Below are 13532 nucleotides of genomic sequence, written 5' to 3'. Positions count from 1 at the left end.
ATTATTAGCGAGATGTTATGGATTTATCCAACGCCCTACTAGAAAAACTACGCCCTCTACGCCTGCTGGCCTTGGATGTTGATGGCGTTCTTACCGACGGCAGCCTCTATTTTCATGTTGATGGCAGTGAAACCAAAACCTTTAACACCCAAGACGGGCTGGGCATCAAATTGCTCCAGGCCAGTGGTGTAGAAGTGGCCATTATTACCGGGCGCACCTCAGCCCAGGTCAGCCAAAGAGCCAAGGCACTGAAAATTGAACGCGTCTTTCAAGGACGGGATGACAAATTGGCGGCCCTGACCCAACTGGTTGAAGAAGGTGGTTACAGCTGGGAACAGGTGAGCTACTGCGGGGATGATCTCCCCGACCTGGCCGCGATCCGCAAATCCGGCCTGGGTGCCACAGTTGCCAATGCGCCCGACTATATTCAACAACACAGTGATTACACCACCCTGAGAAGTGGTGGTCAGGGCGCTGTCAGAGAACTAACCGATCTGATCATGACCGCCCAGGGCAACTGGCAGGCTTGCATCAACCATTATCTCTACAACCAGTAACGCCGATGCTAAAGACTCCCTTGCAGTCCACAGGTGTTTTTCTGCGGCAATCCAGCAGCCGCAAATTTTTTGCACTGCTGGCTCTGGTGGCTCTCGGTGGTTGGCTGGCCTGGTTGGGAGACACTTCCCAGCCCAGCCCGATCACTCCACTGCCGCAAACCCATGGAGAACCGGACTACTACCTGGAAAAGGCCCGCGTCCAACGCTTTGACGAACAAGGCCGCCATTACCAGACCCTGCATGCCGAAGTGGTAACTCACTATCCGGAAGAAGAACTGGCAGAAGCGGAAAACCTGCAGGTTGACCACTGGACAGCTCAGGGCGATCACTGGCGCTTAACTGCCCAAGTCGGCGAACTCATGCAGAATCAACAACTGCTCTTGCGGCAAGAGGTTCGTTTGCAACCTCAGGAACCGGAGAATCCGGCAACCCCGGAATTTCTGACCCAACGGCTCTGGCTCAACAGCCAGGAAGACCTGGCCCATACCCAGGATGAAGTCCTGATGCAGGGCAGCAACAACACCACCCGCGGCCAGGGGCTGCTGGCTGAACTCGACAGCGGCCGCATCCAGCTACTGGAAGACGTGCAAACCCTGTACTACCCGCGTACCAGCCTTCGCCAACCACAGGATTCACCATGAAAACCCCGTTATTTACCCAGGCTCGAAACTTGTTTTTGCTGGCCAGCCTCGGACTTTTCAGCAGCGGCCTTCTCGCCCTGCCTGAAGACAGAAACCTCCCCATCAAGGTTACTGCAGCCAGAATGGAATGGGACAACCAGAGCCAGCAAGGGGTTTATCAGGGTGGCGTGGAAGCCAGCCAGGGTGAGTTGCTGCTCACCGCCGAGCGGGTGACGCTCTACCGCAGTGAAGACGGCAGCCTGAGTCAGGCCATTGCCGAAACCCCGGATGGCCGTGCTTACATGCGCGATCTGCCTGACCCCAATAAACCCCAGGTTGAAGCCTGGGCCAGACAGGTAGATTATCATCCCGGCGAAGAAAAGGTGGTGCTCACAGGCCAGGCTCGTCTCCAGCAGGGTGAAGATATCTTCCAGGGGCACCGTTTAACCTACTACCTGACGACCCAGGATCTGGTCGCCGAGCAAGCAGAGTCAGAGAGCGAAAACCCTCCGCGGGTTGAAGTCATACTCACCCCCAAAACCAATGCGGAAGAGGAATAACCATGGCCAAAACCCTGGCTGCCCGCCATCTGCAAAAGAGTTACAAGAAACGTCAGGTCGTCAAGGACATTTCCCTGGAAGTAAAACAGGGTGAAATCGTTGGTCTGCTTGGCCCCAATGGTGCCGGCAAGACCACCTCCTTCTACATGATTGTGGGGCTGGTCAAGGCTGATGGGGGCCAGATCCTGCTGGATGAGGAAGATATCACCCGCCTGCCCATGCATGGCCGGGCCCAGGCCGGTCTGGGTTACCTGCCCCAGGAGGCCTCGGTTTTCCGCAAGCTCAGTGTGGAAGACAATATTCGCGCCATTCTCGAGTTACGCAAGGAACTCACCTCCCGGCGACGCCAGGAACTGCTGGAAGAACTGCTGGAAGAATTTTCCATCACCCATATTCGCAAAAACAAGGGCATGAGCCTGTCCGGCGGGGAAAGACGCCGGGTGGAAATCGCCCGCGCCCTGGCCACAGAACCCGATTTCATCCTTCTCGATGAACCCTTCGCCGGGGTTGATCCCATCTCCGTGGCCGAAATCATGGGGATCGTGCGCCAGCTGCAACAACGCAACATCGGTGTCCTGATTACTGACCATAACGTTCGCGAAACCCTGGAAATTTGCGAAAGAGCCTATATCGTCAGCGAAGGCAGCATCATTGCCCAGGGCGATGATCAAACCATTTTATCGCATCCGGATGTCAGAAGGGTTTACCTCGGCGAGCAATTTAAGATATAAAGAGAGGACAGGTAATGGCACAGTATTTGCTGATAAGCAAAAACCTCTTGCCATCCATTAACCAGTTTTAAACAGTGGTCGTTAGTGTATGTCAATGAAACCCAGCCTTGGGCTTAATCTTTCCCAAAACCTGGTTATTACCCCCCAGCTACAACAAGCGATCTACCTGCTCCAGCTTTCCACGCTGGATTTGCAACAGGAAATTCAGCAGGCCCTGGAATCCAACCCCCTGCTGGAAATGGAGGAAGCAGAAGAACAGGCTGCTCCCGCTGAAGCCGATCCTTTTGACACCTCCACCCGCGAAGCCAACAAGGCCGAATCCCAGCAGGATGAAGCCAGCAAGGAAATGAACCAGTGGGAAGAACAGCGACTCCCCGATGAATTGGCCGTGGATACGGCCTGGGATGATGTCTATAACCACGACTACACTCCGCCCAGCGGTTACCAGGAAGCCGCACAGGATTCCTACGAGCGCGACACCAGCAGTACCAGCCTGGTTGACCATCTGCTCTGGCAGCTTAATTTGAGCCTGCATAATGAAAGAGACCGAATCATCGGCGAAACCCTGATTGACAGCATCAATGCCGAAGGCTATCTGACCGAAGAACCAGAGGTTATCTGCGAGGCACTGCAGGCACAGGATGAGCAGTTTGCCGACCTGACTCCCGAAGAAGTGCTGGCTCTTCTCAAGCTGATCCAGCGTTTTGATCCAGCCGGTGTTGGCGCACGTGATCTGCGTGAATGCCTGCTCCTGCAACTGGAGCAACTGCCTGCAGCGACGCCCTACCTGACTGCTGCCAGACGCCTGGTGGACCAGTATCTGGAAATGCTGGCCGGGCGTGATTACCGTTTTCTGATGCGCCGCCTCAAGCTCAAGCAGGAAGATGAACTGCATGAAGTCATCACCCTGATCCAGCAACTCAATCCGCGTCCTGGCAACACAATTGAAAGCGAAGCTGCCAGCTACGTCATCCCCGACCTGCTGGTGACCCGTACCCAACAGGGCTGGCGGGTTGAGCTCAATCCGGAAACCCTGCCCAAACTCAGGGTTCAGCCTCACTATGCCGATCTGATTCGCCGTGCCGACACCAGCGAAACCAACCAGTACCTCAAGGACCATTTCCGTGAAGCCCAATGGCTGATCAAAAGCCTGCAGAGTCGCAGCGAAACCCTGCTCAAGGTAGGCAGCAAAATCGTCGAGGTGCAGCAGGATTTCCTGGAAAAAGGCGAAGAGTTCATGAAGCCCATGGTGCTGGCCGATATCGCCAATGCCATCGACATGCATGAATCCACGGTCTCGCGTGCCACGACGCAAAAATATATCCATACCCCCCGAGGGATATTCGAGCTGAAATATTTCTTCTCCAGTCATGTGTCCACTGCTGAAGGAGGTGAAGCCTCTTCCACGGCCATTCGCGCCATGCTCAAGAAACTCATTTCAGCCGAGCCACCTAAAAAACCCTTGTCCGATAGCAAACTGGCCAGCCTCCTTGCGGATTCGGGCATCCGCATTGCAAGACGCACGGTCGCCAAGTATCGTGAAGCCATGGGAATCCCCCCTTCCAGCGAACGCAAGCGACTGCGTTAAAAGGCATTTTTGTCAAGGTATTTATATGCTTGCAGCGTCTGCATAAGGGCTTTGCTTTGCGATAAAAAGCGTTACAATGAAAGTGCACACAAAAGACAACAGGAGTCCACTATGCAACTGAACATTACTGGCCATCACGTAGAACTCACAGATGCGTTGCGTGAGTATGTGGATACCAAATTTGCCAAACTGGAGCGCCATTTCGATCAAATCACCAATGTTCAGGTAACCCTTACCGTCGACAAGCTGCGCCAGATTGCTGAAGCGACTCTCAAGGTAGCCGGCGGTGAAATCCATGCCAGTGGCGAAACCGAGGACATGTATTCAGCCATTGACCAGCTGATCGACAAACTGGATCGCCAACTGATCAAGCACAAGGAAAAAAACCAGGCACGCCAGCAAGGCGCAACCCACTAATCCAACAACCACTGCCCAGCCACTGACATGCAGATAAATGAAATCCTGACCCTCGAGCGCACCCTTTTTGGGGTTCCCGGGGGCAGCAAAAAAAGAGTTCTGGAGTACTTCAGCAAATTCATCGCCCAACAGATACCGGCACTGGATAGTGAAGAAGTTTTTTCCAGACTGATTGCCAGGGAAAAGCTGGGTAGTACCGGCATTGGGGAAGGGGTCGCCCTTCCCCATTGTCGTATCAGTCACTGCAAGGATGCGATAGGCACCTTTATCCGCCTGAGGGACAAGATCGATTTTGATGCTATCGATGGCCAACCGGTGGATTTGATTTTCCTGCTATTGGTTCCTGAAGATGCCAATGAGGCCCATCTGCAAACCCTTGCCAACCTTGCCGAAACCTTTGCCCAGGATGACCTGCGCAAGGCTCTGCGCAAAACGGATCAGCCAGAGCAGCTTTATCGACTGCTGACCGGTCAAGACGCCTGACCCATCCGGTTACCGGCCTGATCACCACCAAGGAGGCGCCCATGCAACTCGTCATTATTAGCGGACGCTCAGGATCAGGCAAAAGTGCAGCTCTTCATGCCCTGGAAGATCTGGGCTACTATGCCATAGACAATCTTCCCGCCGGGCTGCTGATCCCCCTGGCTGAACAAGCCAGAGTGCAATCCAATCTCAATCGGGTAGCGGTCAGTGTGGATGCACGTAACCTTTCACGTGACCTGGATCATTTTCCCACCATCATGCGTGAACTCACCGCCGAAGGTGTGGAGCTGACCGTTGTCTACCTGAATGCCAGCGACAAGACTCTGCTGGAGCGTTTTTCCGCCACCCGCCGGCGCCACCCCCTGACCCGGGAGGGCAAGCTGTCGCTGAGCGAGGCCATTAATGAAGAACAGCAGCTACTCGATCCGGTTGCCAGTCTGGCCCAGCTGACTCTGGATACTACCCGCCTTTCAGTGCATGAACTGCGTAGTACCATCGCTCGAGAAGTAGCCAAGGCACCCAACCAGCCCACCACCCTATTGTTCCAGTCTTTCGGATTCAAAAAGGGGGTTCCCCTGGATGCCGATCTGGTCTTTGATGTGCGCTGCCTGCCCAACCCCTTCTGGGAGATTTCCCTGCGTGGCAAAACCGGCCTGGACCCTGAAGTGGCAAGCTTTTTTAATCAATACACAGCGCCCGAGGAAATGTTCAACGACATTCGCCAGTTTGTTGAGCACTGGCTCCCACGCTTTGTCGACAGCAACCGCAGTTATGTCTCCGTCAGCATTGGCTGTACCGGTGGCCAGCACCGTTCCGTATATCTAGCCGAAAAACTGGGTGAGCACTTCCAATCGCTACACCCGGATGTACAAACCCGCCACCGTGAACTCTCCAGCCAGCCAAAACCTCTCTGAATCATGCCCGAAAAGACTATCACTCTGATCAACAAAAAGGGCCTTCATGCCCGAGCTGCAACCCGTCTGGTTCAGGTGAGCCAGCAATTCCAGGCCGATACCCACTTGTGCCTGGATGACCGTTCAGCCAATACCCGCAATATCATGCAACTGCTGATGCTGGCTGCTCCCTGTGGAACCCAGATGACCCTTAAAGCCGAGGGTGAGGATGCCGAAGCGGCCCTCCAAGCCCTGGATGAACTGATTCAAGCCAGGTTTGATGAAGATGAATAACCACCACCAAGAAGATGATTTCCAGGAAGTTCCCCCCAGCAAAAGCGAATTAAAACGACAAATGCTGGAACTCCAGGCATTGGGCAAAAAGCTGCTGGACCTCAATAACAAACAGCTGCAGAGTGTCCCCCTGACCGAAGAGCTGGCTGATGCACTCAAAGAATACCATCGCATCAAATCTCACGAGGCACGTAGACGCCAGCTGCAACGAATCGGTAAATTGATGCGCTCCGCAGATCATGAAGCCATCAATCAGGCGGTTGCTCTTTTTGATGCCAGTTCCGAAGCCTATGCCCAGCATTTCCAGCAGTTGGAACTCTGGCGCGAGCGCTTGATCAACGAAGAGGCCGCCCTGGCTGAGTTTATCGAGCAATGGCCCGGATGTGATGTACAAAAATTGCGTCAACTGATCCGCAATACCCGCAAGGAACGTCAAGCGGAGAAACCACCAGCCCAGGCGCGCAAGCTGTTCCGCTATTTAAGAGAAATCTGTGAGGCGCCTCAGGGAGAGTGATTCCCGGCGGGCAGCTAGGGAGCCACTTGAGATTGCCTAGAGTAGACGCTTGAGATTAACTTCAGGATCCTTCAAGGGCCCCTTGATTTCATAAAGGGCTTCGCGACTGGTATCAACAAAGAGCCCAACAAATTTCTGGGCCAGCCAGATGGCAGCCCCCACTTGCGGGGCACCCAGAACAACTGCGGCCAGCGGCAGGGTTTGTCCAAAAGGCAAAGTAACTCTTAGCTCCTGATCCTGAGTCTCTCTCAGCAAGTCCAGCTCACCTTCCAGCGTAACTCTGGCTGCCGAGCTTTGCATAACCGTGGGTTCACGGGTGCGCAGGTAGCCATCTTCCAAACTGTAATGGGCATCTACCCGATCAAAGCTCACCCCGTCGGAAGTCACGTCAGAGAAGTCCAGACTCAGACGTCGAACCAAATTATCCAGATTCATCAGGCCAAAAACACGACTGGCTCCCAAAGGAGCTCCCTGAGTTTCCGGAAAGTATCCGCTGGCCAGACTTAAATCCACCTGCCCTTGTGCACGTGCAAGAGAAAAAGCGGCTGGAGAAGCCGGCCAATGAACACTTGCCTGAAGTTGATGATCCTCAGCCACCACAGGGCTGGGGGCCAGCGTCATGGCTGCCAGAGCCGGGGCCGGATTACGGCCCTCTAGCTTCAGCTCAACCTGGGTTCGATTTGCAGGCTCCAACTGCCAGTTAAGCTGTCCACTAAAACGCGTTTGCAGTGAATCCCCTTGCGTTAGCAATAACTGCCATTGTTGGTCATCCGCGCGAGTTTCGCCCTGCATCCGCCCCAGGTAGCGTTGTCCGATTTCAACACTCTCGATCGACCAGCGACTGGCTGGCCAGAAGCGCGGGTCCAGATCAGCAAGGGGGTCGATTAAAGGCTGCAGCAGTGCTTCCTGGCGAGGGTCCGGGTTTTCTGAGGATGTTTCTTCTTCCTCTGCCAGGGAGGCTTCCGCTTCTTGCAGCGGCCATTTCAGGCGTTGCAGGTCGATGGCCAAGGGTGCCTGGGGGCCCGCCCAATCTATCTGCCCGATCAGGGGATTGGAAACCCAGGAAGATTGCAGCCCGGTATCCTTCTCCAAAATCAAGTTGGCATAGACAGGCCCCCAGGAGGTTTCTCCCCAGAAAACCTCGCCCAGATGAAGCTCCAATTGTTGATCCATGGGAAAATCAAAAGTCTCGTCCTGATCGGCCGAAGAAAAACGTTCGCTCCCAGCAAGCTCTTTTAGCTGTTGCTGCCACCAGACCCAACCTGTTTCTAGATCCAGCCAGTGCAAATCGGCACGCAAATGCAGTTTTCTTTCCCCCGGCAGTTGGGCAGGTTGAACCGCCTGATTAGCCAGGTGAACACCTATGCCTTTGTCGGGTTGCTCCACCCTGGTGACCAGATGCAAGCGGTCATCCAGTTGCAGGCTCAAGGGCAAGCCTTCATCCTCCTCCAAGTCCAGTTTCACCGCTAAGGGCCAGGAAGCACTGATTTCCTTGCCAAAGGGTGCAGGTAAATCCAGCAACACCCCCTGCAAATCACTGCTGACCACCAAGGGGGTCAAGGGATTCAATTGCAAGGCCAACTCCACCTCTGCCTGCCCCCGCATCCAGGGCAAAGCAGGCCACTCCAGCCATTGAATCCAGTCTGCAGCCTGTTGTTGGCCCGTCACCAGCAAACGGTTTTCCTCACCGTCGATACGAGCTTCCAGCGGCTGGTCCCAGAGGCTAGCGGTCATGCGTGAACCCGCCAACCCCTGCTCCAGGGAAAACAGCAACTGACCCTGGAGGTCATCAAGGGGCAGTTGGGCCTGGTCGATATAGAGCTGACCTTGATCAATCGCCAGATTCAGATCCAATTGATCCACCTCCAGACTGTCCAGGGGCAGGGTTAGTTGCAGATGGCCCTGCCCTTGCCCTTGATATTGCCAAGTGTGCAAAACCTCTGGAATGACCTCACCCAGTGGACTCAAGGAGATCAGTTGGGGAAAAACATCCAGTGGGGTGGTCAGATCGCTAGCCAGGTGTAGCTGCTGCTGGTCACCCATCAGATCAGCGGTAAAATGGGCCCGACTCAACTGGGCATCCAGATAACGCGCTGCGCTTACCTCTCCCTGAAGCTGGTCAGGTTCAATTCTGACCCAGCCCTCGGCTTCCTGCAGCAGAGGCCAGTCCGGTGCAAATGCCAGTTGCGTATCCTTGAAATCCAAATGCAACTGGAAGTGGCCACCTGCTTGACTGAGATCGCCCGAGTAGACAAAGCCCCCTTTTTCCACCAGCCCTTGTGATAAGGCCGCTTTTAACCAGCGATTCACTTCAGCATCCAGAACCCGGTCGGGAACTAACTGCTGATGCGCCGCCACCTGAGTCGGCAAGAGTCCAAGATTCAAATAAAAGCGGTCCGGTTTACCCGGTAGCAGTGCCAGACGAAAATCACCGCTCACCCGGGTGGGGGTAAGCGTCGAGGAAGCAGTTGTCTCGGGCAAAGGCAGGCTGGCTTGCAAATCCCTACCTTCAACCCAGATATTCTCGGGTTGGTGAGACCAGGCAACGCGCCCCTGGGCTGCATCCAAGTAAAAGGGCTGGCTATAGAGATCGGTAAAACCGATTTGCAGATCTCTTTGTGAAAAAACCACCTGTCCCCCTTGGGCATTCGCTTCTAGCCAGGCATTCAAGCCTTCAACTGCAGGAGCCCCCTGCCAGGCTTCGACCGCAACGGCCTGCAACAGGGAGGTCAGCTGCCAGCCTTGCTCGTTGCCTTGCTCCCAGAAAAGCTGACGTAGTTGGCCGCGGGGTTGCAGGCTGGCTAGCGTTTCCTTCAAGGTTTGTGGCAAACGAGGTATTGCTGCCATGACTGCCTGAGCTTCTTGCAGCTCCATCTGTTCGATGGCCAGCGACCAGCGTTCAGGTGTAAAGCTGACTTCTCCGGCCAGAGGGCTCAACTGAGCAGACTTCCATTGCAAGCCTTGCAGCTGCCATTGGCCAGACCAGCTATCCGCATCGCCAGAAAAACTGCCAGCCCAGGCACCTGTTTGCAGATCATTTCCATCCAGGGATAACTCCAGGGGTTTGCCCCGCACTTCCAAACGGCAACGCCCCTTTTCCAACTCCAGCCAGGCATCCAGGGAAAGCTGCCCCTGAGTTGAAGTCAGGTGTTGGCGCCAAGCAGGAGGAAGAAAGGAATTCAGGCCGTTGGCTTCCAGTTCTTGAAGCTGCAACCAGGCCTGCAGGCGTGACTCGCGCGGATCAAAGTTTTCACCTTCCAGCGTGATGACCAGCCGTGACCGGCTAGTTTGATCAGTAACCCCGAGGACAAAATCCAGCTGTCGCCCGCCCGACCAACGCCTATAGTTCAGATGAGGAGCTTGCAACTCCAGGCCGGGGCCCTCCAGGGGGGTTAGATGCAGAGTAAGATCGGAAAAATCCAGCTGGCCCTGAACCAGTAGTAACTCCACCCAGTCCAGTAGTTGGCTCAGTTCTTCTTCTGCTTCCCTGCCGCTGTTTTGATTGCCTGCCGAAACCAACGTTTCCCAACCGGGTAAGACCCAGCCATTCGGCGTTTCTTTCAGCCAAAGGTCCAGGCCTTCAAGCTGGGCTCTTTGCATTCTGGGTGCCCAGGCAAGCAGACTCGACAGGGTATCCAGTTCGGCATTCAAAGACTGGACACGCAAAAACTCGCGACCTTCGCGACTAAGGCTTAAGCCCTGCACCTCTATCTGGGGGTCCAACTGATAGAGGGAAGCCTGAAGGCTTTGGCTCTCAATCCGATAGGGTAAGTGCTGATTGAGCCAGTTCTGAATGTCTGGTCGCAACTCATCAATCTGCGGCAAGAGACTACGCAGAGTCAGTGCACTCAGCGCAACCAGTATCAGAACAATCAGAAGGGACCAGAGAGGTAGTTGCAGCAGGTAGAGTCTCAGGGCCGAATCTGGACGCAAAGAACGGCTCATGGCTTACTGCAGAACGATGTCGAACTGCTCTTGGGAATAGAGGGTCTCCACCTGGAAGCGTATGGGCTTGTTAATAAAGGCCTCAAGATCAGCAACAGCGGCTGATTCCTCATCCAGAAAGCGATCCACTACCGCCTGACCTGCCATCACCAGATAGGCTTCCCCGCCATAGGCCCGATCCATGCGCAAAAGATCCCTGAGGATTTCATAGCAGACGGATTCAGGGGTTTTCAATGTACCCCGGGCCTGGCAGAGGTGGCAGGGTTCACAGATAATCTGTTCCAGGCTTTCACGCGTGCGTTTACGGGTCATCTGCACCAGACCCAGTTCGGTGACACCCGACAACTTGGTCTTGGCGTGATCCCTTTCCAAATTCTTTTCCAGCAATCTCAAGACCTGACGCTGGTGCTCAACATCATCCATATCGATAAAATCGATAATGATAATACCGCCCAGATTACGCAGACGCAGCTGTCTGACGATGGCTGAAGCAGCTTCCAGGTTGGTCTTAAAGATGGTTTCTTCGAGGTTACGATGCCCGACAAAACCACCGGTATTGATATCGATGGTGGTCATGGCCTCGGTCTGGTCGATCACCAGATAGCCGCCACTTTTCAGCTGCACCTTGCGCATCAGTGCTTTCTGGATTTCATCCTCAACACTGTAGAGATCAAAGATGGGGCGCTCGCCGGGATAGTATTCCAGCTTGTTATCCAGTTGGGGCACAAACTCCTGAACAAATTCTTTGAGCTTATGAAAGTTTTCCCGTGAGTCGATACGGATCTTCTCGATTTCCGGGCGCACAAAATCGCGCATGGAGCGCATGAAGAGAGGCAGATCCTCGTAAACACAACAGACATGGCGTTCGCGCTTGATCCGTCTTTGTACGGCCTGCCAGACCCGGTGCAGAAACTGAATATCAGCCAGAATTTCTTCACTGCCGCCGCCTTCGGCCGCTGTGCGCAGGATAAAGCCACCCCTTTCTTCGACAGCAATATCGGCCAGCCCCTGTCCCACCAGCGTTTTCAGACGCTCGCGCTCCTGTTCCAGCTCGATGCGTTGAGACACACCCACATGGGGAGTCTGGGGCATATAAACCAGGTAGCGAGAAGGGATGGATAGATGGGTTGTCAGGCGAGCGCCCTTGCTGCCAATCGGGTCTTTGGTCACCTGCACCACCAGATGCTGGCCTTCACGAAGCAATTGGCTGATGTTGGGTACTTCACCTTCTATAGCTGGCTTGGCCACCTCGGCCACATGGATAAAAGCCGCCTTTTCCAGGCCAATATCGACAAAGGCTGCTTGCATACCGGGGAGTACCCGAACCACCTTGCCCTTGTAAATATTGCCTACAATGCCGCGTCGACGAGTGCGTTCGATATAGACTTCCTGAAGCACCCCGTTTTCTACCAGGGCAACCCGTGTCTCCATGGGAGTGAGGTTGATCAGTATCTCTTCACTCATCGACTTTCCTTAATACAGGCAAGAGCTTCAGTTGAGGGCAAAGCGCCGTTTGAACCCCTGCAAGAGAGTAAACACCCAGGTCCAGAGCAGCCCGGATACCAAAGCAGGCAGGAGCAAAAAGCCCAGCCCCGACATGGCACCAAAAACACCCTGCACCCACTGGAAGACCAACTGGCTGATACCCACCAGCAGAAACACCAGAGCCGATTGTTTAAGCGCCGAATACATGCGTATACGCTGGTAAAAACGATTGCACAAAAAGCCCAATAGAGCCAAGGCAATGGCATTATGCCCCAGCAGCGTACCTTCGATTAGATCCAGCAACAGACCCCAGCCAAAACCATGGAAAATACCTACCCGCTGCGGCAGGGTCAAAGACCAGAAAATCAGCACCAGGCTCAACCACTCGGGGCGCCAATAGAGAAGGATATCCGGCATGGGCAGTGCTTGAAGATAAAGCGCTGCCAAAAGAGTCAGTTGAATCAGCCAAAAGCCCTGGGGTTTCTTTTCAGCCATTGTCAGCCTCCACGGGATTAGCTTCACCCTTCTCTTCGGGCTGCTCGGATTCACTGGCTTCAGGCTTGGGTTGTTGATAGAAAAGCAGCAGCACATAGCGACTACGATCCAGCTGGGCCAGGGGGGTCGCTTTTACATTGAGAAAGGGTTCACCACTCTGGTGGGTAATACTGGAGATACGTGCTACCGGATAACCAAAGGGAAAACGCTCACCCAGTCCTGAAGTAATCAAGAGGTCACCCTCACGAAGATCGGCGGTTTCGGGTACATGATCCAGGCGCAACTGATTGGCCTGGCCACTGCCCTGGGCAATAAACCTTAAGCCGTTGCGATTAACCTGCACCGGGAGCGCGTGATTGGTGTCCGAGATCAACAGCAGGCGGCTGGTGTAGGGGCTAACCGAAACTAGCTGGCCCATGACTCCAGAAGCATCCATCACCGGCATGCCGATATAAGCCCCCTTCTGGCGTCCCTGGTTGATTACCACCTGCTGAGAGAAGGGGTCATAGTTCACCCCGATCAGTTCACCGGTAATAAAGTCGACCTGGGTTCTCTGGGAAGCATTGAGCAGTTCCCTGAGGCGTACATTTTCAGCCACCACAGCCGACATCGTTTGACTGCGTTCAGCCAGAATCAGTGCCTGGGATTTGAGTTCGCGATTTTCTTCCAAAAGCAGGTTACGATTGGCCAGACTATCCACTGCCCAGCCCCAGCTACGACCGGGCAAATCCGCGGCCCACTGGATCGGGGTTACCAAAAGCGCCAGCCAGGAGCGAGCATAAGCCACTTCTGAAAAGCGGTGTTCAGCAGCCATCAAGGCTATCCCCAGAACCAGGGCAATCAGGAAGCGGTACCCCAGAAAGGGCCCTTTGGCAAACAGCTGCTTAATGGCTCAACCCTCTTTATAAAAACACCTGACCAGAACGCGAAGAAACGCCACCCCTTGAGGG

14 protein-coding genes are annotated in these 13532 nt (G+C 54.6%); 10 read left to right on the top strand and 4 right to left on the bottom strand.

Annotation, left to right across the window (positions count from 1 at the left end; genetic code table 11):
• The first annotated feature begins 17 nt into the window (after nucleotides 1-17).
• The 10 genes from DFK18_RS12090 (at nucleotide 18) to yjgA (ending at nucleotide 6657) form a co-directional block, all read left to right on the top strand.
• Nucleotides 18-557, top strand: coding sequence for a KdsC family phosphatase (locus tag DFK18_RS12090; RefSeq protein WP_114418523.1), 540 nt, complete (start codon nucleotides 18-20; stop codon nucleotides 555-557).
• A 5-nt stretch (nucleotides 558-562) separates the two neighbouring features.
• Complete coding sequence (gene lptC, locus DFK18_RS12085; protein WP_114418522.1) at nucleotides 563-1198, top strand: LPS export ABC transporter periplasmic protein LptC; 636 nt, start codon at nucleotides 563-565, stop codon at nucleotides 1196-1198.
• Nucleotides 1195-1737, top strand: a complete 543-nt coding sequence (gene lptA, locus DFK18_RS12080) for a lipopolysaccharide transport periplasmic protein LptA (protein ID WP_114418521.1) — start codon at nucleotides 1195-1197, stop codon at nucleotides 1735-1737. The genes lptC and lptA overlap by 4 nt, the downstream gene beginning before the upstream one ends.
• Nucleotides 1738-1739: 2 nt before the next feature.
• Nucleotides 1740-2468: an LPS export ABC transporter ATP-binding protein gene (lptB, locus tag DFK18_RS12075; RefSeq protein WP_114418520.1), complete on the top strand. Its 729-nt coding sequence runs from the start codon at nucleotides 1740-1742 to the stop codon at nucleotides 2466-2468.
• A gap of 94 nt (nucleotides 2469-2562) precedes the next feature.
• On the top strand, nucleotides 2563-4056 hold the full coding sequence (locus DFK18_RS12070; protein ID WP_114418519.1) for an RNA polymerase factor sigma-54: 1494 nt from the start codon (nucleotides 2563-2565) through the stop codon (nucleotides 4054-4056).
• Between the two features lie 111 nt (nucleotides 4057-4167).
• Nucleotides 4168-4473 (top strand): ribosome hibernation promoting factor, encoded by a 306-nt coding sequence (gene hpf, locus DFK18_RS12065; protein WP_114418518.1) that lies wholly within the window; start codon nucleotides 4168-4170, stop codon nucleotides 4471-4473.
• A gap of 27 nt (nucleotides 4474-4500) precedes the next feature.
• Nucleotides 4501-4956 (top strand): PTS IIA-like nitrogen regulatory protein PtsN, encoded by a 456-nt coding sequence (ptsN, locus tag DFK18_RS12060; RefSeq protein WP_114418517.1) that lies wholly within the window; start codon nucleotides 4501-4503, stop codon nucleotides 4954-4956.
• 41 nt (nucleotides 4957-4997) lie between these two features.
• Nucleotides 4998-5870: an RNase adapter RapZ gene (gene rapZ, locus DFK18_RS12055; protein WP_114418516.1), complete on the top strand. Its 873-nt coding sequence runs from the start codon at nucleotides 4998-5000 to the stop codon at nucleotides 5868-5870.
• A gap of 3 nt (nucleotides 5871-5873) precedes the next feature.
• Nucleotides 5874-6143: an HPr family phosphocarrier protein gene (locus DFK18_RS12050; protein WP_114418515.1), complete on the top strand. Its 270-nt coding sequence runs from the start codon at nucleotides 5874-5876 to the stop codon at nucleotides 6141-6143.
• On the top strand, nucleotides 6136-6657 hold the full coding sequence (yjgA, locus tag DFK18_RS12045; protein ID WP_114418514.1) for a ribosome biogenesis factor YjgA: 522 nt from the start codon (nucleotides 6136-6138) through the stop codon (nucleotides 6655-6657). The genes DFK18_RS12050 and yjgA overlap by 8 nt, the downstream gene beginning before the upstream one ends.
• Nucleotides 6658-6693: 36 nt before the next feature.
• Here the strand turns inward: yjgA and DFK18_RS12040 are convergent, their stop codons facing one another.
• From DFK18_RS12040 to mreC, 4 genes are read right to left on the bottom strand one after another with little or no spacing between them, the layout of a single operon-like run.
• A complete protein-coding gene (locus tag DFK18_RS12040; RefSeq protein ID WP_114418513.1) occupies nucleotides 6694-10602 on the bottom strand; it encodes a YhdP family phospholipid transporter in 3909 nt (1302 codons plus the stop codon).
• A gap of 3 nt (nucleotides 10603-10605) precedes the next feature.
• Complete coding sequence (gene rng, locus DFK18_RS12035) at nucleotides 10606-12066, bottom strand: ribonuclease G (RefSeq protein WP_114418512.1); 1461 nt, start codon at nucleotides 12064-12066, stop codon at nucleotides 10606-10608.
• A 27-nt stretch (nucleotides 12067-12093) separates the two neighbouring features.
• Entirely contained in the window at nucleotides 12094-12582 is a 489-nt protein-coding gene (gene mreD / locus DFK18_RS12030; protein WP_114418511.1) for a rod shape-determining protein MreD, read from the bottom strand.
• A complete protein-coding gene (gene mreC, locus DFK18_RS12025) occupies nucleotides 12575-13462 on the bottom strand; it encodes a rod shape-determining protein MreC (protein WP_114418510.1) in 888 nt (295 codons plus the stop codon). The genes mreD and mreC overlap by 8 nt, the downstream gene beginning before the upstream one ends.
• Nucleotides 13463-13532: the final 70 nt, after the last annotated feature.

The sequence above is a fragment of the Marinospirillum perlucidum genome (genome assembly GCF_003336805.1).
Lineage (GTDB): Bacteria > Pseudomonadota > Gammaproteobacteria > Pseudomonadales > Halomonadaceae > Marinospirillum > Marinospirillum perlucidum.
The sequence above is the reverse complement of the archived record's forward strand: the minus strand, read 5'-3'. Positions and strand labels throughout refer to the sequence as shown.